The sequence below is a fragment of the Agrobacterium sp. A3-95 genome (assembly GCF_053521785.1).
Genome location: NZ_JBNWDR010000001.1, coordinates 869237 through 890357 on the forward strand (window position 1 = coordinate 869237; position 21121 = coordinate 890357).

Below are 21121 nucleotides of genomic sequence, written 5' to 3' on the forward strand. Positions count from 1 at the left end.
GGGATTGGCGGTAATGCCGCCTTCAGGCCCGGAGAATTCCCAGTTCGACCCGCAGCTTCTTCGTCAGCCCTGCGGCAACGAGTTCATAGGAGCGGCGGACATAGTGTTCCAGCTCCTCTTGCTCCAGCGGCGAATGATCGGAGATCGATATCCATTTGCGCTTGGCGAAATAAGGTGCCTGGTGGATGCCTTCCAGCGAGGTGAGGATTTCGAAGCTCTCCTCCGAACATTTCACCACAAGCCGCCAGTCGTCACGCTCACCCAAAACGGAAAAGACCTTGTCTCCGACCTTGGCAACGTGGGAATCCCACTGATCGACGAAACGGACGCCCGGCCATTCTCCGAGAACCCTGTCGAATGTCTTGCGATCGAAAAGGCTCATGCGAGTTTCTCCGCAATGAGGGCCGCCAGACGTTTGGCGACTTCGGCCTTGTCCATATCAGGCCAGGCCTCGATACCCTCATTCGAAATGATCTTCACGCTGTTGCGGTCTCCGCCCATGATGCCGGTTTCCGCCGAAACATCATTTGCAACGATATAATCGGCGCCCTTGCGCTCCAGTTTGGCTCGGCCGTTTTTCTCGACATCCTGCGTCTCGGCGGCGAAACCCACCACCAGCTTCGGGCGCTTTTCGTGGTGGCCGACGGTTTTGAGAATATCGGGGTTTTCCATAAGTTGCAGCGCAGGCGGGGCATCGCCCGGCTGCTTTTTGATCTTCTGCTCCGAAGAACCCGCCACCCGCCAGTCGGCGACAGCGGCAACCATGACGGCGATATCCACCGGCAGCCTTGAAATCACCGCATCGCGCATCTCCTCGGCACGCTCGACATGGACCGTTGCAACGCCCGCCGGATCGGCAATCGTGACGGGACCCGAGACCAGCGTTACCTCCGCACCCAATTCCGCAAGCGCAGCTGCGATGGCATGGCCCTGCTTGCCAGAGGAGCGGTTGGCGATGTAACGCACCGGATCGATCGGCTCATGGGTTGGGCCGGAGGTAACGATCGCCGTTCTGCCTTTTAAAGGCTTCGGACCGCCATCCAGCAAAGCCTCGACGCCTTGGACGATCTGCAAAGGCTCCGCCATACGACCAAGACCAGCCTCGCCCTTTTCCGCCATTTCGCCTGCCATAGGGCCGATGAAAAACACGCCGTCTTTTTTCAGCGTTTCGACATTGCGCATCGTTGGCTTTGCCGACCACATTTTTGGGTTCATGGCAGGTGCGACCAGCACCTTCCGATCGGTCGCCAGAAGGATCGTGGAGGCAAGATCATCAGCCAAACCATTCGCCATCTTCGCCATCAGATCAGCGGTGGCGGGCGCGACCAGCACGAGGTCGCATTCGCGCGCGAGCCGGATATGCCCGACATCCTGCTCGTCCTGCCTCGAAAAAAGCTCGGTGAAGACGTGGGTTGCGGACAGTGCGCCAACAGCAAGCGGAGTGACGAATTCCTGTGCGCCCTTCGTCATGACTGGCGTCACCTTGGCGCCGCGGTCTTTCAGACGGCGGATGAGGTCGAGGCTCTTATAGGCCGCGATGCCGCCGGAGATGATGAGGAGAATATGTTTGCCTGAAAGCGTCATGATGCCGGACCAGTTTCCCGTTTAACCGGGAAACTAAGCCCTTGGCATTCAAAGTGCAATCCGGCTGATATCACGCCGCCTTGGCGACGTGATATTCCTTGATCGCGACCATCTTGATCGCCGGAAACCGCTCGGATTCATACCGCAGCGAGAAGGCATCCTGCGCCAGAAACACCGGATCGCCATCCAGATCGCGAGCGATATCGCCGCGCTTGACGTTGAGGAACTTGTCCATTTCCGCCGGCTGATCGGACGAGATCCAGCGGCAGACGGAAAAGCGAGACATTTCAAACGAGACCGGCAGGCCATATTCGCCCATCAGCCGTTCCTTCAACACATCGAGCTGCAGCGCGCCGACAACGCCGACGATGGCGGGCGAGCCGTCTTCTGGTGAAAAGAGCTGCACGACACCTTCTTCCGCCATCTGCTGCAAAGCTTCCTTCAGCTTCTTCGCCTTCATCGCGTCTTCCAAGCGCACGCGGCGCAGGATTTCCGGCGAGAAGTTCGGCACGCCCTGGAATACGAGGTTTTCACCTTCGGTCAGCGTATCACCGATGCGCAGCGTGCCGTGGTTGGGAATGCCGACCACATCGCCCGCAAAGGCGGTATCGGCCAGCTGGCGCTGTGACGCGAAGAAGAATTGCGGTGCGGTCAGCCCCATGAGCTTGCCGGTGCGCGACAGCCGCGCCTTCATGCCGCGCTCCAGCTTGCCGGAGCAGATGCGGGCAAAGGCGATGCGGTCGCGATGGTTGGGATCCATATTGGCCTGAATCTTGAACACGAAGGCCGTCATCTTGTCTTCCGCCGCATGCACGGTGCGGGTATCCGCCACCTGATCGCGCGGCGGCGGGGCGAAATCACCCAGCGCATTGATGAGGTCGCGCACACCGAAATTGCGCAGCGCCGAACCGAAGAATACCGGCGTCATGTGACCTTCCAGGAACGCCTGACGGTCAAAGGGGCGGCAGGCTTCCAGAGCCAGTTCCGTTTCCTCGATAAAGACCTTGCGCTCATTTTCCGGCAGACGATCGGCGACAGCCTGAGGGCCGTTGACCGAAAGGCCATCCACCTGCGTGTCGTTGCCACGAAAGGTGTTTTCAGCAAGATTGTAAGCGCCACAGAAGCTCTTCGCCCGGCCGACCGGCCAGGTGATCGGCGCGGTATCGAGCGCCAGCTTTTCCTCGACCTCATCCAGAATCTCGAAGGGATCGCGGCTTTCGCGGTCCATCTTGTTGATGAAGGTGATGATCGGAATATCGCGCATGCGGCAAACTTCGAAAAGCTTCAGCGTGCGCGGCTCGATACCCTTGGCGGCATCGATGACCATGATCGCCGCATCCACCGCCGTCAGCGTGCGGTAGGTGTCATCGGCAAAGTCTTCGTGGCCGGGCGTATCGAGGATGTTGAAGACGCGGTCGTTATATTCGAAGGTCATGACCGAAGTGACGACCGAAATGCCGCGCTCGCGCTCGATCTTCATCCAGTCCGAACGGGTCTGGATGCGATCCTTCTTCGCCTTCACCTCGCCGGCAAGCTGGATCGCTCCGCCGAACAGCAGCAGTTTTTCCGTAAGCGTGGTCTTACCCGCGTCCGGGTGCGCAATAATAGCAAAGGTGCGGCGGCGGGAGACCGCCTCGGCAAGTGTTTCGGCCATCTGACAAATCCTGTGGAATTGCGGGGTATCTAGCGTTTCAGGCCCGCATTTGCAATTGACCTTGCCGCGATCTCGGCAAACTAATGCCGCATGACCGTTCAAAATGATAATCGACCCCTCCTCCGGCTTGTGCGTCTCGCCAATGGCGCAGACCTCGAATTGCCTTCCTATGAAACCCGTGGCGCCGCCGGAATGGACCTGCGCGCCGCAGTGCCGGCCGATGAACCGCTGACTTTGCAGCCGGGCGAACGGGCGCTGGTGCCGACCGGTTTCGTCTTCGAGGTTCCGCAAGGCTATGAGGCGCAAATCCGTCCGCGCTCCGGCCTCGCCATCAAGAACGGCATCACCTGCCTCAATTCCCCCGGCACGGTGGACAGCGACTATCGCGGCGAAGTGAAGGTCATTCTCGCCAATCTGGGGCAGGCCGATTTTGTCATCGAGCGCGGCATGCGCATCGCACAGATGGTGATTGCACCAGTTACGCAGGTGACAGTCAGCGAAGTGACCGAAACATCCGAGACGGCACGCGGTGCCGGTGGTTTCGGCTCCACGGGGCTTTGACCAGCCCCCTTTATGGGCGATTGTTTTCACCCCTGATTTTCGCTATTGATCTGGCGGATTTTCGGGGAAAATGACCATGACGCTGACGACCCTTCTTGCATATGCCACCGCACTCTTCATCGCCGCTGCCATTCCCGGCCCCGGCATGACGGCGATCGTGGCGCGGGCGCTTGGATCGGGGTTTCGGGAAACCTTCTTCATGGGCCTCGGGCTGGTGCTGGGCGACATGATCTACCTGACGGGCGTGATCCTCGGCCTAGCCTTCGTGGCGCAGACTTTTCAGGAGGCCTTCATGGTCCTGAAGTTTGCCGGCGCAGCCTATCTTCTCTATATCGCATGGAAGCTCTGGACCGCCGGCCTCTTGCCGCAGGACCTGAAGGCGAAAAAAAGCACCAGCATTCCCATGTCGTTTCTGTCCGGCCTGCTGATCACGCTGGGTAATCCAAAAACCATGCTGTTTTATGTGGCGCTGGTGCCGACGCTGATCGACATCCGCATGATCGGCCCATCGGAATATGCGACACTTCTGGCGCTGACCTTCGTCGTGTTGATGGCCGTTCTCCTGCCTTACATCCTGCTTGCTGCCAAGGCGCGCAACCTCCTGAAACGGCCAAGTGCGTTGACGATCCTCAACCGCACCGCGGCGGGAATTCTGGCGGGAACGGCGACCATGATCGCGATCCGCAGCACCTGAAACGATTTCGTGCATTTGCCTGATTTATCGTGAATTTTTTCCGGTAATCAGACGATATTAGGACGAACGTTCGCTGGCCTGACAAGACTATTGCTCCTATTCTGCCGCTGAAATCTTGCGGCCACACATCGTGTGGCCTTCATACAGGAGAGCATCATGCCCGAAGCCAGAAAGCCCGGACGCGGACGCGTCTATTCCTCCATCACCGAAACAATCGGCGATACGCCGATCGTGCGGCTGGACAAGCTGGCGAGGGAAAAGGGCGTGAAGGCCAATCTTCTCGCCAAGCTGGAGTTCTTCAACCCCATCGCCTCCGTGAAAGACCGCATTGGCGTTGCCATGATCGAAGCGCTGGAAGCCCAGGGCAAGATCACCCCCGGCAAAACGACGCTGGTTGAGCCGACCTCCGGCAACACGGGCATTGCGCTAGCCTTTGCCGCCGCCGCCAAGGGTTACAAGCTGATCTTGACCATGCCGGAAACGATGTCGGTCGAACGCCGGAAAATGCTCGCCTTGCTGGGCGCGGAACTGGTGTTGACCGAAGGCCCGAAGGGCATGAAGGGCGCCATCGCCAAGGCACAGGAACTGGCCGAAACCCTGCCAGACGCGATTATTCCCCAGCAGTTCGAAAACCCCGCAAACCCGGATATTCATCGCAAGACGACAGCGGAAGAAATCTGGAACGATACCGAGGGTGCTGTCGATATTTTTGTTTCGGGCATCGGCACGGGTGGCACTATCACCGGTACGGGCCAGGTGTTGAAATCCCGCAAGCCGGAGGTGAAGGTCATTGCCGTCGAGCCAGCCGACAGCCCAGTTCTTTCCGGTGGAAACCCCGGTCCGCACAAGATCCAGGGCATCGGCGCCGGTTTTGCACCCGCGATCCTCGACACTGGAATCTATGACGAAATCGTCACCGTGACCAATGACGACGCTTTTGAAATCGCCCGTCTGGTGGCGAAGCTGGAAGGCGTACCCGTCGGCATCTCCTCGGGCGCGGCACTCGCAGCGGCAATCAAGGTCGGCGCACGTGAGGAAAATGCCGGCAAGAATATCGTCGTCATCATTCCCTCCTTCGCGGAACGTTACCTTTCGACCGCCCTTTTCGAAGGGCTTGGGCTTTAAGCCATTCCTCTTCGGGCAGGCCGCAAACGCACGCCTGACCGCAATGACCGATTGTGCCGCCGGCCATCCGCCAGCGGCACAATTGTTTTAGCCGGTAAAGGGCGAAGGAAGGCCTCTTATGCCGCCGCCGTCAGTCTTTCACCGGCAATGCGGTATGAAATGGCTTCCGCCACATGGATACGCCCGACAGTTTGTTTGCCGTCCAAATCAGCCAATGTGCGGGCGACCTTGAGAATGCGATGATAACCGCGTGCGGAGAACTTCAACCGTTCGGCAGCATCGCGCAGCAATTGCAGCCCGGAAGCATCGGGCTCCGCATATTTTTCGATCAGCGTTGTCGTGCAGCGAGCGTTGGTGCGAATGCCTGAAGAGCCCGCCGCCGCATAACGCTCCTGCTGCGCAAGGCGGGCGCGAGCGACACGGGCGGCCACCACCGAACTCGGTTCGGCAGTCATGGGACGGATGAGGTCAGTGGCGGAGACGGCGGGAACGTCGATGCGAATATCGATGCGATCCATCAGCGGGCCGGAAATGCGGGCCTGATAATCTGTCATGCAACGTGGCCCTCTGGCGCAAGTGAAACCCGGCTCCCCCGCTCTGCCGCACCGGCAGGGGTTCATCGCAGCGACAAGCTGGATTTCCGCCGGATAAGTGACGCGGTGATTGGCACGGGCAACGATGCATTCGCCCGTTTCCAGCGGCTGGCGCAGCGCATCCAGCACCTGAGGCGCAAATTCCGGGAACTCATCGAGGAAAAGAACGCCGTGGTGGGCAAGTGAAGCCTCACCCGGCTTGGCACGCAGCCCTCCGCCGATAAGCGCGGCCATGGTGGCGGAATGGTGTGGCGTGCGAAACGGTCTGCGGTCCGACAGCTTGCCGCCGGACAATTGGCCGGCGATGGAATGGACCATGGACACTTCCAGCAATTCCGCAGCCTCGAGCGGTGGCAGAATTGAGGGCAAGCGCGCGGCGAGCATGGATTTACCGGAGCCGGGCGGACCAACCATCAGCAGATTATGGCCACCGGCAGCTGCCACCTCCAACGCGCGCCGGGCCGTCTCCTGCCCCTTGATATCGGCCAGATCCGGCAAATTGACCGGATTGGCGCGGATGGCGGGCATCGGGCGGGAGAGAAGCTGGGTGCCGCGAAAATGGTTGGCAAGCGCAATAAGGCTGCGTGGGGCGAGAATATCGATGCCAGCCCCGGCCCAGGCTGCTTCGGGCCCGCTATCAGCCGGGCAAATCAAACCCTTCCCGAGCGCATTGGCACCGATGGCCGCGGGCAGAGCGCCCGAAACCGTGCCGATGGTGCCATCGAGATTGAGTTCGCCGAGAACCACATATTGCCCGAGCGCTTCCGCCGGGATCGCTCCCAACGCGGCCATGAGACCCAAAGCGATCGGAAGATCGAAATGCGATCCTTCCTTGGGCAAATCCGCAGGCGCAAGATTGACCGTGACTTTTTTTGCCGGCAGCGCCAGACCGGAGGCGTGGAGCGCGGCCTGCACACGCTCCCGGCTTTCCGCCACCGCCTTGTCCGGCAGGCCGACGATCTGGATGCCAACTTTTCCGGGTGCGACCATCACCTGCACCTCGACCGGCACACCCTCTATTCCCTGAAATGCAACCGTATTGACCCGTGCCACCATGGCCTGCCCCCGCAAACCGGCCACAACATCAAAGCATTATGCCCCGATGGCGGCCACTCTCAAGTAACCTGCCATAGAGCGAAGAATAAAACAAGAACATTAAGCGAACAATTTCGCGCGAACGGTGTATTTCAGTTGTATAGAGTTGTGCACGCGGAACAAACGCAGGTGGCGAGGAAATTGCCTCAGAAATCCTGTGCTTCGCGCTTTTTCTCGATCGCATCCCACAACAGGCTTGCCACATCGGCACCGCCGAATTTCTGCACTTCACGAATGCCTGTCGGTGAGGTGACGTTGATTTCCGTGAGGTAATCGCCGATCACATCGATGCCAACGAACAGGAAACCGCGCTCGCGCAGGGCGGGGCCGATGCGGCGGCAGATTTCCTTCTCACGCGCGGTAAGTTCCGTTGGCTCCGGGCGGCCGCCGGCATGCATGTTGGAGCGGGCATCATTTTCCGCCGGCACGCGATTGATCGCGCCCACGGGCTCGCCATCCACCAGAAGGATACGCTTGTCGCCCTTGCGAACATCCGGCAAGTATTCCTGGGCGATATAGGGTTCGCGGAACATCTGGCCGAACATTTCCAGCAGCGATGAGAAATTGCGGTCGTCCCGCGCGGAATGGAAGACGCCTGCACCACCATTGCCATAAAGCGGCTTGAGGATGATATCGCCCATTTCATTGCGGAAGCGGGCGATTTCAGAGACATCCTTGGTGATCAGCGTCTTCGGCATCAGATCGGCGAATTCGGTGACGAAAATCTTTTCCGGCGAGTTGCGGACCCAGGCGGGATCGTTGACAACAAGCGTTTTGGGATGAATGCGCTCGAGCAAATGGGTCGATGTGATGTAGGCCATGTCGAATGGCGGATCCTGTCGCAGATGAATGACATCCATGGTCGAGAGATCGACCCGCTCCGGCTCCGAGAGCGAAAAATGGTCGCCCTTGATATCGCGCAGCTCCATCTGTTCGACGGTCGCGTAGATCTTGCCATCGCGCATGGAGAGGCGTTCGGGCGTATAGTGAAACAGCCGGTATCCACGTGCCTGCGCCTCAAGGCTCATGGCGAAGGTGGAGTCGCCGGCGATATTTATGCCGGAGACATGATCCATCTGGATCGCGACGTTCTTGATCTTCGCCATGCGCATCTTCCTCTTGCAGCATGCGGACGCTTCGCGGTTCCGCCGTGCCCATTGCCTCGTCTGTTCGCGATTCCCCGCAGGACCGGAAGAGACCCGGAAATGCTTCAGAAAACCCTGAAGATGTAGGGCAGCGACCATTCAAACGCAACTGCTGCGAGGGGTGCTTTTTGTGAGTTTTATTGAACCTTCAGAATTCCGCAGGTGGCGCTGCGCAGAGCCCCACCTGCCGGAGTGTTTTACCAGTTCAGGCCGCCAGCTTGTAGGAACGACCGGCAAACAGCTTGTTCTTGACCCGGTAGGCCAGAGCCAGCGCCGTGGGGAAAGGACGGCGCATGAAGGCAACCTTGCGGACATACTCATCCACGCGCCAGGTGGCCCATGTACCCGCGCGGAAATAAGCGACGTCACCCACCCGCAGGATACTGACTGTGCCGTCTTCCGCCTTCACATGCACCTCACCCTCAAGGATATAGACGGTCTCGTCCCAACCGAAGAACCAGCGGAACTCGCCCGCCGTACAATCCCACATGGCTGTGCTGGAGGCGCGGTCTCCGCTTCTGGAATGATCCGCCGCACGCGCCTGAGGATCGCCGGAAATTATCCAGTCGGGGTTGATGGGGGCCGGCTGCAGCCGCAAATCGGTGCAGGACGCGCTAACCACGCTCTCGTCTTTTGCCCGGCGCAAAGAGGCGGGCAATATCGGCACCGTGCGGATGGCCATGGTCGCAGCCGCCGCGAACATCATCTTTAAAGGCATATTAGAAAACCCCCGTGAAATATTGGAGATCTTCTATCATCGGGATCGTAACGAAGCGGTTTTGACAATCGGCGCAATTTTAGTTATCGCGCCGATTTCTTATCGTCCACTCAGGCCGTTGCCAACTGCACGGGCTGCGCCACACCCTGTTCCGCCTTGCTCGCTATGCGCTTGCCGGTCTCGCTGGAGAAGAAGTGCAGCTTGTCCGGAGATATGGCGACCGACAAGGTAGCCGGAATCTCGACCTCCGGCGAAAACGCCACAGTCAGGTTCTGGTCGCCGATCATGCCGTGGATAAGACGCTGCGAGCCGAGTTCCTCGATATACTCGACGCGTAGCGAAAAACCGGGCTCACCTGCCACCGCCAGGCGGAAATCTTCCGCCCGCATGCCCACAGTAACCGGGCCGGAGGTGGGGGCGAAACCGTTGAGCGCGATCAGCGACGGCCCGACCGCAAGGCTATCCTTATGCAACTCGCCGTTCAGCAGGTTCATGGCGGGAGAACCGATGAAGCTTGCGACAAAGGTGGAAGCGGGGGTGTGATAGACCTCAAGCGGTGCGCCGATCTGTTCGATGCGGCCGCCGTTCAGCACCACCAGACGATCTGCCAGCGTCATGGCTTCCAGCTGATCGTGCGTGACGTAGATCGAAGTGGTGCCGAGGCGCTTTTGCAGGCGCTTGATCTCCCCGCGCATGGAAACGCGCAGTTTGGCATCAAGGTTGGACAGGGGCTCATCAAACAGGAAGGCCGCCGGTTTGCGCACGATGGCGCGGCCCATGGCGACTCGCTGACGCTGGCCGCCGGAAAGGGCGCGCGGCTTGCGCTCCAGATAGGGTTCGAGCTGGAGCATGCGTGCGGCCTCGGCCACGCGCGCATCGATCTCCGCCTTCGGCGTCTTGCGGTTCTTCAACCCGTATTCCAGGTTCTGGCGCACCGACATATGCGGATAGAGCGCATAGTTCTGGAACACCATGGCGATATCCCGGTCAGCCGGATCTACTTGGTTGACCACCCGGTCACCGATCTTCACCGTGCCTTCGGAAATATCCTCAAGTCCGGCCACCATACGCAGGAGCGTGGACTTGCCGCAGCCGGAAGGACCGACGAGAACAATGAACTCGCCGTCCCTGATGTCGATATCGACGTGATGCACGGCACGCACGCCGCCGTGATAATCCTTGCAGACCTGACTGATTTCTATCGCGGCCATTTTCGGTTTCCTTATTTGTCGCTTTCCGTCAGGCCCTTGATGAACCAGCGCTGGAAGATCACGACGATCATCACAGGCGGCAGCATGGCCAGAACGGCAAGCGCGAAAGCTTCGTTGTAATCGGGGATTTGCGAACCGACCCAGACTTGCAGGATCGACTTGATGCCGCGCATCAGGGTGAAGAAACTCTCGTCCGTGGTCATCAGCATGGGCCAGAGGTACTGGTTCCAGCCGTAAACGAACATGATGATGAAGATCGCCGCCATCATGGTACGGGAAAGCGGGATGATCACATCAATGAAGAACTTGACCGGGCCCGCACCGTCTATGCGAGCAGCTTCCAGCAATTCCTCAGGAATGGATTTGAAGAACTGCCGGAAATAGAAGGTGCCCGTCGCAGACGCCAGAAGCGGCACGATCAGACCGGTATGGGAGTTCAAGAGGCCGAGTTTGCTCATCACCTCATAGGACGGCATGATGCGTACTTCGAGCGGCAGCAGCAGCGTGGTGAAGATGATCCAGAAGGCAAGCGTTGCAAACCGGAACCGGAAATAGACGATCGCATAGGCTGCCATCATCGACAGGACGATCTTGCCGACGGCAAAACCGATGCCGAGGATCAGCGAGTTGAGCACCATGTTGAGACCGGTGATCTGCCCGGTAAAGCCGCCCTTCTGCGTCAGGACCTTTTCATAGGTCCCGACGAAATTGTCGCCCGGAACGAGTGTCAGGCCGCTGCGGTGGATTTCCGCCGCCGTATGGGTGGACGTCATGAATGCCACGACGACAGGCAATATCAGGAACAGTGCGCCGATGATCAGCACCAGATGGTCGAGGGGTTTTGTCTTGTACATTGTCTTTTCCCTCAATTGTAATGAATGCGTTTTTCGATGAAGCGGAACTGGATGATGGTCAGTACGAAGACGACCAGCATCAGGATGACGGACTGGGCAGAAGAACCGCCGATGTCATTGCCGCGGAAACCGTCGAGAAAGACCTTGTAGACCAGCGTAATCGGATTGTTGGCGGCCTTGTCCTTCACCATCACGTCGATAATGCCGAACGTATCGAACAGCGAATAGGTGATGTTGATGATCAGCAGGAAGAAGGCAGTCGGTGCCAGAAGCGGCATGATGACCGTCCAGAACCGGCGCACGCTCGATCGGCAATCTATGGCGGCAGCCTCGCGCACGGCGACGGATACGCCCTGCAATCCGGACAGGAAGAAGATGAAATTATAAGGGATCTGCTTCCAGACCGCGACGGCAATCATGGCGAAGGCTGTATCGAAGTAGTTGAGGCCAACCTTCATATCCCAGCCCAAAAACGCAGCCATCTTGACGAAAGGCCCGATATGCTGGTCGAAAAACATCATGCCGATGAGACCCGCAACCGGCGGCGCGATGGCGTAAACGGAGATCAGCAACGTCTTGTAGGCGGAACTACCGCGAACGACCGCATCGGCCTTGACCGCAAGCAAAAGACCGAGCGCCAGCGAAAAGAAAGTAACCAGCACGGTGAAGACAACCGTGAATTTGGCGATGTTTAGATATTCCGGATTGAAGATGGCATCGGAATAATTGGCGAAGCCCACGAACGTTGCACCGAACCCGAAAGGGTCTTCGATAAAGAACGACGATTGCACGGCCTGGACGGAGGGCCAGTAGAAGAAAATGAAAATCACCGCCAGTTGCGGCGCCAGAAACAGATAGGGCACGTAGGACGAGGAGAACTGCACGCGCTTCATGCTGGCTTCTGCGGCCTTCGCCGCTTTTCCGGTTTTTGCAGACCGGCCGGATAGAAACCGGGCCAGACGCGGTTGAGACGATGTATAGGCCACGCTTGCGCCTCCTTAATCCAAGAGCGAGCCTCCTTTCCGGCGGAAAGGAGGCTCGACAACTATCGTTGGTTTCGAAAAGGGAGATCAGCCAGCCGTTTTAGCGAAACGGGCGAGAAGATCGTTGCCTTCCTTTTCGATGATGTCGAAGGCGTCCTTCGGCGTTACTTCGCCGGAGAAGATGCGGTTGTATTCGCGTTCCATGATGGAGCGGATTTGCGGGTAGAAACCGAGGCGGTAGCCCTTGGACCATTCGCCTGAAGGCAGCGACAGCTGCTGGATACCGACTTCGGCGGCAGGCTTTTCCTTGTAGAAGCCTTCAGCCTTGGCCTTTTCGTAAGCAGCCGTGGTGATAGCGACGTAACCGGTTGCCTTGTGGTAGAAGACCTGGATTTCCGGCGAAGTCAGGAACTGGAAGAAGTCAGCCACGCACTTGTTTTCGGCTTCAGACTTGCCCGACATTGCAAAGAGGGCAGCGCCGCCGATGAAGGAGTTGGTGCCAGCGCCCTTGATGGAGCCCCAGTACGGAAGGAAGGTTGCCGAGAACGGCATGGACGCCGTCTTCTGCAGGCCACCGAACGAACCCGAGGAACCGATCCAGAGGGCAACCTTGCCTTCTTCGAAGGGCTTCTGGTTGTCGTTCCAGCCGGCGCCGTAGTAGGCGAACAGACCCTTGTCTTTCCAGTCCTTCAGCTTGTCGAACATCATGACGAGGTTCGGATCGGTAACCTTCAGCTTGGTGTCAGTGACGCTGTCGTAACCATTGTTGTTGGTTGCGAACTGGATGTTGTTGCGGGAGAAGAAGTTCTCCGTGAACTGCCAGGTGAGCTGCGACTGGACGAGCGGGATGTAACCGGCTTCCTTCAGCTTCGGTGCGACCTTTTCAAAATCTTCCCAGGTCTTCGGAGCTTCGACGCCGGCCTTCTTCAGGGCTTCGTCGTTGACATACATGATCGGCGCGGAAGTGTTGAAAGGCATGCCGACGAACTTGCCGTCAGCGGCAGCGTAGAAATAGCGGACGCCGTTGATGAAGGCTTCGCGGTCGAACTTGTAACCGGCCTTGTTGATGAGGTCTTCCGCAGGAATGACAGCGCCCTTGGCGTTGATGATGGTGGCAGCGCCAGCATCGAAAACCTGAAGAATGTTCGGCTGTTCGCCCGAACGGAAAGCAGCGATGCCGCTTGCAAGCGCTTCTTCGTATGAGCCCTTGGAAACCGGCGTCAGAGCGCATTCCTTCTGGGCTTCGTTGAACTTCTGCGAAACTTCGTTGATGACTTCGCCGTTACGGCCGCCCATGCCGTGCCACCAGGTGATGTTGGTCGCAGCCATGGAAGACGTTGCCGAAATGCTGACCGCCACTGCGGCCATGGAAATCTTCTTCAACATTACTAAATCCTCTCCACCATTTATTGGGATGAGGATGCGAATAGAGACGTTCCATGACGCCTCTTTAACGGTTTTATGTCAGATTTATTACAGTCCCTGCGATAGGGACTCCATTCTTCCAGAAACGGATGTCTCAAGCGTCCTTGCGCTTTATCGGGCGAGCCGGATTTCCGACCACCGTCGTCCCGGCCAAGACATCCCGCGTCACCACCGAACCGGCCCCGACGATCGCGCCATCGCCAATCGTGATGCCGGCCAGAAGGATCGCGCCGCCGCCGATCCAGACATCGCGGCCGATCGTGACCGGCTTTGCGATTTCGATGCCTTGCGAACGCGGAGCCGGGTCCAGGTGATGTTCGGCGCAATAGATCTGCACGGCCGGCCCCAACATCGCGCCATCGCCAATCCGCACGGGCGCAGAATCAAGAATGACGCAGCCGGTATTGAGATAGACGTTCGCACCCAACGTAATGTTGAAGCCGTAGGCGCAATGAAACGGTGCTTCGATAAAGGCTCCTTCCGCAACGGAGGCAAAGAGCGCCCGCAGCAAAGGCGACATGGCCCCGCGCTCATCCGGCGGCGCGGTGTTGTGCTGGTGAACGGCACGGCGGGCGCGGGCGCGCAGCACGTCCAGTTCGGCATCCATGCAACAGTACCATTCGCCCGCAGCCATTTTTTCCCGCTCAGTGGACATTGCCTCCCCCCCTCAAAAAGCGTCGATGAAATGCTGCGGCAGGCGTCGTGGCAGGACTGCGACGATATCGAAACGCAACGAAAACCGCGCGGCATCCTTGCGGCGGGAGAGCCAAATATCGGCAGCCGCCCGAATGCGCTGTTGCGAACGGAAGCCGACCGCATCGACAGCCCCGGCACCGGAAGGCCGCGCCTTGACCTCGACGATGGCGACGACATCCTTCTTGCGGGCAATGAGATCGATTTCCCCCAGTCGGGTTCGATAACGAATGGCGAGGATGCGGTATCCCCGAAACAGCAGATAGAGTGCTGCCCAGTATTCCGCAGCGTGGCCGCGTCGCTCGGCCTTTCGTCTCTTGTTCGTTTGCCCGTCAGCGGCCATCCGCATCCTTCATATCCAGCAGCCGTTGATAAAGCTCCTTGCGTGGCAGGCCCGTCAGCTTTGCCGCCTCGGCTGCGGCCCTCGCGGCAGGCATGGTTTTGACGAGATCCTTCAGGAGTCTCTCGACATCCTCGATATCGGGAATTTCGTCATAGGAGGGCGGCTCTATCAGGAGCACGATCTCGCCCTTCACCACACGGTCCTCGTCGTAATATTCCGCAAGCTCGCCCAGCGTGCCGCGCCGGAACTCCTCGAAAGTCTTGGTCAGCTCGCGGCACACAACAGCGCGGCGATCGCGGCCAAGGACTTCCGATGCCACCTTTACGGAGGTGCCAATGCGGCGTGGCGATTCAAAAAACATGAGGGTGGCCGGAATTTTCGCAAGTTCGGCAAAACGGTCGCGCTTGCCGCGATCCTTTACGGGCAGAAAGCCCGCGAACAGAAAGGCGTCACTCGGCATGCCAGAACCAACAAGCGCAGCAAGCGGCGCAGATGCTCCCGGCACCGGCACGACGCGATGACCGGCCTCCAAAGCGAGCTGACCAAGGCGATAACCGGGATCGGAGACGAGTGGCGTTCCGGCATCCGACACCAGCGCCACGGATTTTCCGGCCTCCAAAGCGGCGATGAGTTTTGGTCCCGCTTCCTGCGCATTATGCTCGTGATAGGAGAGCGGACGTGTGCGGATACCGTAACGCTCGAGCAAAATGCGGGTGACGCGGGTATCCTCGCAGGCAAGGACGTCAGCCGAAGCCAGCGTTTCCAGCGCCCGGATGGTGATGTCGCCGAGATTGCCGATGGGGGTGGCCACGAGATAGAGCGCCGGCTCCAACGGCCGCGCCGGAATAGTGGCCGTGCCGATCCTGAAGCTCTTGGTCGCCTGTCCGGCGTCGCTGTTCGATATTTCTTCCGTCACACGGCTTCCAATCATTCTGGCCGATCATTCCCGGCCGGTCGCTCCAGTTTTACCCCTTTATGGGCAATAGAAAACCGGCGAACAAGGTCCACGGGCGGTCACAGGCTGTGGATCATGCTGTATAGCAGCAAAATGACCGGCGGCAGATGCACTCGGCTCTTGCATTTTCTGCAATAACTCTGCCATTTTGCCCGTCCACATTATCCGGCGTTCCGGCCGGTCAAGACTCTTCTTACCGATCCGGCGGTGGCCGGGTCGCAACGGTTGAAAGCGGTAGCGTCCATGCGTATTACTCTTGAGCGGTCGAACCTTCTTAAATCGCTGAACCACGTCCACAGGGTCGTCGAGCGTCGTAACACGATCCCGATCCTGTCCAACGTTCTGCTGCGCGCATCTGGCGCCAATCTGGATATGAAGGCGACCGACCTCGACCTCGAAATCACCGAAGCGACGCCGGCCATGGTGGAGCAGGCGGGCGCGACCACCGTGCCGGCGCATCTGCTTTATGAAATCGTGCGCAAGCTGCCGGATGGTTCCGAAGTGCTTCTGGCCACCAATCCGGATGGCTCCACAATGACGGTGGCTTCCGGCCGTTCGAAATTCTCGCTGCAATGCCTTCCAGAAACCGATTTCCCGGATCTGACCGCCGGTACCTTCAGCCACACCTTCAAACTGAAGGCGACCGACCTGAAGATGCTGATCGACCGGACGCAATTTGCGATTTCGACCGAAGAGACACGCTATTATCTGAACGGCATCTTCTTCCACACCATCGAAAGCAACGGCGACCTCAAGCTGCGCGCAGTCGCGACGGACGGTCACCGCCTTGCGCGCGCCGATGTGGATGCGCCTTCCGGCTCCGAAGGCATGCCGGGCATCATCATTCCGCGCAAGACCGTCGGCGAATTGCAGAAGCTGATGGACAATCCCGAACTTGATGTCACCGTCGAGGTATCGGACGCGAAAATCCGCCTGACCATCGGCTCGGTCGTTTTGACCTCGAAGCTGATCGACGGCACCTTCCCGGATTACCAGCGCGTCATCCCCACCGGCAACGACAAGGAAATGCGCGTCGATTGCCAGACCTTCGCCCGTGCGGTCGATCGCGTGTCGACCATCTCTTCCGAGCGTGGCCGCGCCGTGAAGCTGGCGTTGACCAACGGCCAGCTGACGCTGACCGTCAACAATCCGGATTCAGGCAGTGCGACGGAAGAAGTGGCTGTCGGTTACGACAATGATTCGATGGAAATCGGCTTCAATGCCAAATATCTCCTCGACATCACCTCGCAGCTTTCCGGTGAAGACGCGATTTTCCTTCTGGCGGATGCGGGCTCGCCAACGCTCGTTCGCGACACCGCCGGCGACGATGCGCTTTATGTTCTGATGCCGATGCGCGTTTAAAGTGGACTTTTTTTCTTCAAATCAATCAAAAAACGCCGGTGGATCGCTCCACCGGCGTTTTTTGATTCGAAGCAGACAGATTTCTAACGCTAAACGAATTTTTCCAATTACGACATTTTGCCTTGTTTTAGCGCCAAATGAGATCAACAGTGCGTAACATTTTTTTGACAATGACCAAAATACATCCGAGGGGAATTATGGCACTCAACCTGAAGCAACGCTTTGAAAGAAAATTTGAGGAAGAAATCCGCTTTTTCAAAGGCATGGTCAGCCAGCCGAAAAAGGTCGGAGCCATCGTCCCGACATCCTCCATCACGGCAAGAAAAATGGCGAGTGTCATCGACCCGCATTCCGACTTGCCCGTTCTCGAACTCGGCCCCGGCACCGGTGTCATCACCAAGGCCATTCTGGCACGCGGCATCAAGCCGGAGCGCCTGACGGCCATCGAATATTCGACCGATTTCTACAATCAGCTTCTCAGAAGCTATCCAGGCGTCAACTTCATCAATGGCGATGCCTTCGATCTGAATGCGACACTTGGCGAGCACCAGGGCCAGATGTTCGACAGCGTCATTTCCGCCGTACCGATGCTGAATTTTCCGATGGCCGCCCGCATCAAGCTTCTCGACGAATTGCTGAAATGCGTGCCGCATGGTCGCCCCGTCATACAGATATCCTACGGTCCGATTTCCCCGATCGTTGCGCAGCCGCATCTCTACCACATCCGCCATTTTGATTTCATCGTGCGCAACATTCCTCCGGCGCAATTGTGGACCTATACCCGCGCCTGATCACACGGCAGAGTGGGCAAGGGCCGTCATTTCCCGGTCGTGACAGATGGTTAGGGTCCTGATTTGCCCTTCCATCGCCATTGAGGACCGTTCCCATGCATGCCCTTTACATTACCCATCCCCAGGTCCGGATCGATCCGGCGGTTCCGGTTCCGGAATGGGGACTTTCGGACTTGGGTGCACGGCGGGCGTTTGAGGCAAGCCGCCTGCCATGGGCACGCGCATTGCGCCGGATCGTGTCGAGCGCGGAAACCAAAGCCATCGAAACCGCCCGAATCCTTGCTGAGACATCCGGCGCGGATATTGAAATCATCGAGGCGATGCATGAGAACGACCGGTCGGCCACAGGCTTCCTGACGCCGCCGGAATTCGAAAAGGCTGCCGACTGGTTTTTTGCCCATCCGCGAGAAAGCTTTCACGGCTGGGAACGGGCAATCGATGCGCAGGCGCGAATTGTTAACGCCGTCACGGCCGTTCTAGGCCGGCACGACCCGCAACAGCCGATTGCCTTTGTCGGCCATGGCGGCGTCGGCACGCTTTTGAAATGCCATATCGAAGGCGTCGGCATCAGTCGCAGCAAGGACCAGCCACCCGGCGGCGGCAATCTTTTCCGGTTCCCAATCGCCGAATTTTCACTTGCAGCTCAGCGCCCCACATGCGACTGGACGGCAATGGAAACATGGCAGGGATAAGACAATGACCGCGCGCGAAAAACTGATCGTCGGGCTCGATGTTCCGACTGTGCAACAAGCTGAAGACATCGTGTCGAAGATTGGCGATGAGGTTCTGTTCTACAAGATCGGCTATCAGCTGGTATTTGCCGGTGGTCTCGAATTCGCCCGCGACCTTGCCCAGAGCGGCAAGAAAGTCTTTCTCGACATGAAACTGCTCGACATCGACAACACCGTCGCCTCTGGTGTCGAAAACATCGCCCGCATGGGCATGTCGATGCTGACCCTGCATGCCTACCCGAAAGCCATGCGCGCCGCAGTCAAGGCAGCCGAAGGCTCTGGCCTCTGCTTGCTTGGTGTCACCGTGCTAACCTCGATGGATGATGCCGATCTTGCGGAAGCCGGCTATGCATCGGATGCCCGTTCGCTGGTGCTGCGCCGTGCGGAACAGGCGCGCGAGGCGGGCATGGGCGGCATCGTCTGTTCGGCAGAGGAATCGACGGCGGTGCGTGAAATCTTGGGCCCCGAACTTGCCGTCGTCACCCCTGGTATTCGCCCGGCCGGTGCCGAGGCGGGAGACCAGAAGCGCGTGATGACGCCTTTTGACGCCATCAAGGCCGGTTCGAGCCATCTGGTTGTCGGCCGCCCCATCGTCAGAGCAGAAGATCCGAAAGCAGCAGCCCGCGCCATTCTTGACGACATGCTGCGCGCCAGCTTTCCGGCAAATCAATAAGGACCATCGGAGGAGACGAAATGGCAAAGGGTTACTGGATCGCGCGCGTGGATGTACGCGACAACGAACGCTACAAGGACTACGTGTCGACTGCGAAGCCCGCTTTCGAGCGGTTCGGCGCCAACTTTCTCGCCCGCGGCGGTGCGTTGACCGAACTTGAGGGCAAGGCACGCGCACGCAACGTCATCATCGAATTCCCCTCGGTGCAGCACGCGATCGATTGCTACAACTCGCCCGAATACCAGGCGGCGGCCAAAATCCGTCAGGAAGTCGCCGACGCGGAGATGATGATTGTCGAAGGAATTTGACGGTCGTCAACCGCATTTCCGAAACTAGTCCCGGGCCTTGTGACAACGTCTCTTCACGCGCGCACGGCTTTGGGCTAAGAGACTGAAAAACGCTTTATCGACAGCTTCTGAGGAGCCTCCCATGACCTTGGCCAACCTTCCACCCCTCGTCACCGTTTTCGGCGGTTCGGGTTTCGTCGGGCGGCATGTCGTGCGGATGCTCGCCAAGCGCGGTTACCGCATCCGCGTGGCCGTGCGCCGTCCCGATCTTGCTGGTTTCCTGCAGCCGCTCGGCAATGTCGGCCAGATCTCGTTTGCCCAGGCGAACCTGCGGTATCGCGACTCCATCGTCAAAGCCATCGAAGACGCCGACCACGTGGTCAATTGCGTTGGCATTCTGGCCGAAAGCGGCCGCAACACCTTTGACGCCGTGCAGGAATTCGGCGCGAAAGCCATTGCCGAGGCAGCCCGCAACGCCGGTGCAACGCTGACGCACATCTCCGCCATCGGTGCCGATGCCAATTCGTCGACCGGCTACGGCCGCACAAAGGGCCGCGCCGAGGCAGCAATCCATTCCGTTCTGCCCGGCGCCGTAATCCTGCGTCCTTCGATCATCTTTGGACCGGAAGACGACTTCTTCAATAAATTCGCCAAGATGGCCCGCAGCCTGCCGTTCCTGCCGCTGATCGGCGGCGGAAAAACCAAGTTTCAGCCGGTCTATGTCGAAGATGTAGCAGAAGCCGTTGCCCGCAACGTGGATGGCAAGCTGAAGCCCGGCGCCATCTATGAACTGGGTGGCCAGGACGTCATGACGTTCCGCGACTGTCTTGAGGCGGTTCTTGCCGCAACCTACCGTCAGCGTCCTTTCGTCAACCTGCCTTTCGGCGTCGCCTCAATGATCGGAAAAATCGCTTCGCTGGTGCCGCTGATTACGCCGCCGCTGACTGTCGATCAGGTGACCATGCTGAAAAAGGATAATGTCGTTTCCGCTGACGCGGAAAAGAACGGCCTGACCTTGGAAGGCATCGGCATTACGCCCGTTCGCGTTGCTTCCGTCCTGCCGTCCTACATGGTGCACTATCGCCCGCACGGACAGTTCTCGAACGCCGGAAAAGCAGCATAAGCCTACCGTCGCGCATTAACGATCTGAACGAAAGCGGGAACCATTCCCGCTTTTTGTTTTTGCGCAATTCAATCGCAACCAAACCGCTATTGGCGCATTTCCCCCTCAACTGCAGGGGAGGTGCACTATCGACTGAAGCTGTTTTGAACAGCCGGGTAAAAGTTAACGGCCAAGTGGCCTCCACAGCCAAGCGTGGCACAAGCGCAACTGTGGAAAAGACTTCGCATTAACCCGGTATTCAGCAAGCCGCTTTATTGATAATGGCCACATTCCTAACATATCCAGAACCCTCACTTCACACACGGCGGCGTAATCCGCGCGAACGAACGTCTGAAAGGCAATAATAAAATGGGCAGATCTATCGCACTCTTTTTTGCGTGTGCGGCTTTGGTGGTTCTGGCGGGTTCTTTCATGGCGCCGGGCACGGTTGCAGCGGGCAAGAGCGGTTGCGCTCCCGCCTACGGTGTCGACCCTTGCGCAACGGCTTCGATCAGCACGAACTGATCAGCTTTCACAAGTCT

Annotated in this window: 22 protein-coding genes; 9 read left to right on the plus strand and 13 right to left on the minus strand. The window is 58.7% G+C overall.

What is annotated here, in order from left to right:
- Positions 1–22 precede the first annotated feature (22 nt).
- From ACQZ5Y_RS04310 to ACQZ5Y_RS04320, 3 genes are all read right to left on the minus strand, one after another.
- Positions 23–382 carry an MmcQ/YjbR family DNA-binding protein gene (locus ACQZ5Y_RS04310; protein WP_019564441.1) on the minus strand — a complete coding sequence of 120 codons (360 nt, stop codon included), beginning with the start codon at positions 380–382 and terminating at the stop codon, positions 23–25.
- Positions 379–1584 carry a bifunctional phosphopantothenoylcysteine decarboxylase/phosphopantothenate--cysteine ligase CoaBC gene (gene coaBC, locus ACQZ5Y_RS04315; protein ID WP_065659814.1) on the minus strand — a complete coding sequence of 402 codons (1206 nt, stop codon included), beginning with the start codon at positions 1582–1584 and terminating at the stop codon, positions 379–381. Before coaBC ends, ACQZ5Y_RS04310 begins: the two co-directional genes overlap by 4 nt.
- 70 nt (positions 1585–1654) lie before the next feature.
- The gene (locus tag ACQZ5Y_RS04320; protein ID WP_003514729.1) at positions 1655–3238 is read right to left on the minus strand and encodes a peptide chain release factor 3; all 1584 of its coding nucleotides are present in this window, start codon (positions 3236–3238) and stop codon (positions 1655–1657) included.
- Positions 3239–3328: 90 nt separating this feature from the next.
- On the opposite strand from ACQZ5Y_RS04320, the gene dut reads away from it, so the two are divergent.
- The 3 genes from dut to cysK all read left to right on the plus strand — a co-directional run bounded on the left by dut (position 3329) and on the right by cysK (position 5618).
- Positions 3329–3799: a dUTP diphosphatase gene (gene dut, locus ACQZ5Y_RS04325; RefSeq protein WP_038489632.1), complete on the plus strand. Its 471-nt coding sequence runs from the start codon at positions 3329–3331 to the stop codon at positions 3797–3799.
- Between the two features lie 76 nt (positions 3800–3875).
- Positions 3876–4493, plus strand: coding sequence for a LysE family translocator (locus ACQZ5Y_RS04330; protein WP_019564444.1), 618 nt, complete (start codon positions 3876–3878; stop codon positions 4491–4493).
- Between the two features lie 156 nt (positions 4494–4649).
- Entirely contained in the window at positions 4650–5618 is a 969-nt protein-coding gene (gene cysK, locus ACQZ5Y_RS04335) for a cysteine synthase A (RefSeq protein ID WP_003514725.1), read from the plus strand.
- 116 nt (positions 5619–5734) lie between these two features.
- Here cysK and ACQZ5Y_RS04340 read toward each other — a convergent pair whose 3' ends face one another.
- The 10 genes from ACQZ5Y_RS04340 to rsmI all read right to left on the minus strand — a co-directional run bounded on the left by ACQZ5Y_RS04340 (position 5735) and on the right by rsmI (position 15609).
- A complete protein-coding gene (locus tag ACQZ5Y_RS04340) occupies positions 5735–7267 on the minus strand; it encodes a YifB family Mg chelatase-like AAA ATPase (RefSeq protein WP_174049147.1) in 1533 nt (510 codons plus the stop codon).
- 185 nt (positions 7268–7452) lie between these two features.
- Complete coding sequence (gshB, locus tag ACQZ5Y_RS04345) at positions 7453–8412, minus strand: glutathione synthase (protein ID WP_003514721.1); 960 nt, start codon at positions 8410–8412, stop codon at positions 7453–7455.
- 244 nt (positions 8413–8656) lie between these two features.
- A complete protein-coding gene (locus ACQZ5Y_RS04350) occupies positions 8657–9169 on the minus strand; it encodes a cupin domain-containing protein (protein ID WP_174049146.1) in 513 nt (170 codons plus the stop codon).
- Positions 9170–9279: 110 nt separating this feature from the next.
- A complete protein-coding gene (locus ACQZ5Y_RS04355; protein ID WP_174049145.1) occupies positions 9280–10380 on the minus strand; it encodes a sn-glycerol-3-phosphate import ATP-binding protein UgpC in 1101 nt (366 codons plus the stop codon).
- 11 nt (positions 10381–10391) lie between these two features.
- Positions 10392–11234, minus strand: a complete 843-nt coding sequence (gene ugpE / locus ACQZ5Y_RS04360) for a sn-glycerol-3-phosphate ABC transporter permease UgpE (protein WP_174049144.1) — start codon at positions 11232–11234, stop codon at positions 10392–10394.
- Positions 11235–11245: 11 nt separating this feature from the next.
- The gene (locus ACQZ5Y_RS04365) at positions 11246–12220 is read right to left on the minus strand and encodes an ABC transporter permease subunit (RefSeq protein WP_174049143.1); all 975 of its coding nucleotides are present in this window, start codon (positions 12218–12220) and stop codon (positions 11246–11248) included.
- Between the two features lie 84 nt (positions 12221–12304).
- Complete coding sequence (locus ACQZ5Y_RS04370; protein ID WP_003514712.1) at positions 12305–13603, minus strand: extracellular solute-binding protein; 1299 nt, start codon at positions 13601–13603, stop codon at positions 12305–12307.
- Between the two features lie 133 nt (positions 13604–13736).
- Entirely contained in the window at positions 13737–14297 is a 561-nt protein-coding gene (locus ACQZ5Y_RS04375; RefSeq protein ID WP_174049142.1) for a sugar O-acetyltransferase, read from the minus strand.
- Between the two features lie 12 nt (positions 14298–14309).
- A complete protein-coding gene (locus ACQZ5Y_RS04380; RefSeq protein WP_003514708.1) occupies positions 14310–14678 on the minus strand; it encodes a YraN family protein in 369 nt (122 codons plus the stop codon).
- Positions 14668–15609: a 16S rRNA (cytidine(1402)-2'-O)-methyltransferase gene (rsmI, locus tag ACQZ5Y_RS04385; RefSeq protein ID WP_174049141.1), complete on the minus strand. Its 942-nt coding sequence runs from the start codon at positions 15607–15609 to the stop codon at positions 14668–14670. Before rsmI ends, ACQZ5Y_RS04380 begins: the two co-directional genes overlap by 11 nt.
- Before the next feature lie 267 nt (positions 15610–15876).
- Between rsmI and dnaN the strand changes: the two genes are divergently transcribed.
- The 6 genes from dnaN to ACQZ5Y_RS04415 all read left to right on the plus strand — a co-directional run bounded on the left by dnaN (position 15877) and on the right by ACQZ5Y_RS04415 (position 20600).
- Positions 15877–16995 (plus strand): DNA polymerase III subunit beta, encoded by a 1119-nt coding sequence (gene dnaN, locus ACQZ5Y_RS04390; protein WP_003514704.1) that lies wholly within the window; start codon positions 15877–15879, stop codon positions 16993–16995.
- Positions 16996–17192: 197 nt separating this feature from the next.
- Positions 17193–17786 carry a phospholipid N-methyltransferase PmtA gene (pmtA, locus tag ACQZ5Y_RS04395; protein ID WP_174049140.1) on the plus strand — a complete coding sequence of 198 codons (594 nt, stop codon included), beginning with the start codon at positions 17193–17195 and terminating at the stop codon, positions 17784–17786.
- Positions 17787–17881: 95 nt separating this feature from the next.
- Positions 17882–18478: a histidine phosphatase family protein gene (locus ACQZ5Y_RS04400; protein WP_174049139.1), complete on the plus strand. Its 597-nt coding sequence runs from the start codon at positions 17882–17884 to the stop codon at positions 18476–18478.
- 4 nt (positions 18479–18482) lie between these two features.
- The gene (gene pyrF / locus ACQZ5Y_RS04405) at positions 18483–19190 is read left to right on the plus strand and encodes an orotidine-5'-phosphate decarboxylase (protein WP_065659807.1); all 708 of its coding nucleotides are present in this window, start codon (positions 18483–18485) and stop codon (positions 19188–19190) included.
- A gap of 20 nt (positions 19191–19210) precedes the next feature.
- Positions 19211–19498 carry a DUF1330 domain-containing protein gene (locus ACQZ5Y_RS04410; protein WP_003514697.1) on the plus strand — a complete coding sequence of 96 codons (288 nt, stop codon included), beginning with the start codon at positions 19211–19213 and terminating at the stop codon, positions 19496–19498.
- 121 nt (positions 19499–19619) lie between these two features.
- On the plus strand, positions 19620–20600 hold the full coding sequence (locus tag ACQZ5Y_RS04415; protein ID WP_174049138.1) for a complex I NDUFA9 subunit family protein: 981 nt from the start codon (positions 19620–19622) through the stop codon (positions 20598–20600).
- Positions 20601–21121 lie beyond the last annotated feature (521 nt).

What these genes read in the sequence shown, in the direction of transcription:
- ACQZ5Y_RS04310 (WP_019564441.1), bottom strand. Translation starts at nt 382, where the DNA reads ATGAGCCTTTTCGATCGCAAGACATTCGACAGGGTTCTCGGAGAATGG.
- coaBC (WP_065659814.1), bottom strand. Translation starts at nt 1,584, where the DNA reads ATGACGCTTTCAGGCAAACATATTCTCCTCATCATCTCCGGCGGCATC.
- ACQZ5Y_RS04320 (WP_003514729.1), bottom strand. Translation starts at nt 3,238, where the DNA reads ATGGCCGAAACACTTGCCGAGGCGGTCTCCCGCCGCCGCACCTTTGCT.
- dut (WP_038489632.1), top strand. Translation starts at nt 3,329, where the DNA reads ATGACCGTTCAAAATGATAATCGACCCCTCCTCCGGCTTGTGCGTCTC.
- ACQZ5Y_RS04330 (WP_019564444.1), top strand. Translation starts at nt 3,876, where the DNA reads ATGACGCTGACGACCCTTCTTGCATATGCCACCGCACTCTTCATCGCC.
- cysK (WP_003514725.1), top strand. Translation starts at nt 4,650, where the DNA reads ATGCCCGAAGCCAGAAAGCCCGGACGCGGACGCGTCTATTCCTCCATC.
- ACQZ5Y_RS04340 (WP_174049147.1), bottom strand. Translation starts at nt 7,267, where the DNA reads ATGGTGGCACGGGTCAATACGGTTGCATTTCAGGGAATAGAGGGTGTG.
- gshB (WP_003514721.1), bottom strand. Translation starts at nt 8,412, where the DNA reads ATGGCGAAGATCAAGAACGTCGCGATCCAGATGGATCATGTCTCCGGC.
- ACQZ5Y_RS04350 (WP_174049146.1), bottom strand. Translation starts at nt 9,169, where the DNA reads ATGCCTTTAAAGATGATGTTCGCGGCGGCTGCGACCATGGCCATCCGC.
- ACQZ5Y_RS04355 (WP_174049145.1), bottom strand. Translation starts at nt 10,380, where the DNA reads ATGGCCGCGATAGAAATCAGTCAGGTCTGCAAGGATTATCACGGCGGC.
- ugpE (WP_174049144.1), bottom strand. Translation starts at nt 11,234, where the DNA reads ATGTACAAGACAAAACCCCTCGACCATCTGGTGCTGATCATCGGCGCA.
- ACQZ5Y_RS04370 (WP_003514712.1), bottom strand. Translation starts at nt 13,603, where the DNA reads ATGTTGAAGAAGATTTCCATGGCCGCAGTGGCGGTCAGCATTTCGGCA.
- ACQZ5Y_RS04375 (WP_174049142.1), bottom strand. Translation starts at nt 14,297, where the DNA reads ATGTCCACTGAGCGGGAAAAAATGGCTGCGGGCGAATGGTACTGTTGC.
- ACQZ5Y_RS04380 (WP_003514708.1), bottom strand. Translation starts at nt 14,678, where the DNA reads ATGGCCGCTGACGGGCAAACGAACAAGAGACGAAAGGCCGAGCGACGC.
- rsmI (WP_174049141.1), bottom strand. Translation starts at nt 15,609, where the DNA reads ATGATTGGAAGCCGTGTGACGGAAGAAATATCGAACAGCGACGCCGGA.
- dnaN (WP_003514704.1), top strand. Translation starts at nt 15,877, where the DNA reads ATGCGTATTACTCTTGAGCGGTCGAACCTTCTTAAATCGCTGAACCAC.
- pmtA (WP_174049140.1), top strand. Translation starts at nt 17,193, where the DNA reads ATGGCACTCAACCTGAAGCAACGCTTTGAAAGAAAATTTGAGGAAGAA.
- ACQZ5Y_RS04400 (WP_174049139.1), top strand. Translation starts at nt 17,882, where the DNA reads ATGCATGCCCTTTACATTACCCATCCCCAGGTCCGGATCGATCCGGCG.
- pyrF (WP_065659807.1), top strand. Translation starts at nt 18,483, where the DNA reads ATGACCGCGCGCGAAAAACTGATCGTCGGGCTCGATGTTCCGACTGTG.
- ACQZ5Y_RS04410 (WP_003514697.1), top strand. Translation starts at nt 19,211, where the DNA reads ATGGCAAAGGGTTACTGGATCGCGCGCGTGGATGTACGCGACAACGAA.
- ACQZ5Y_RS04415 (WP_174049138.1), top strand. Translation starts at nt 19,620, where the DNA reads ATGACCTTGGCCAACCTTCCACCCCTCGTCACCGTTTTCGGCGGTTCG.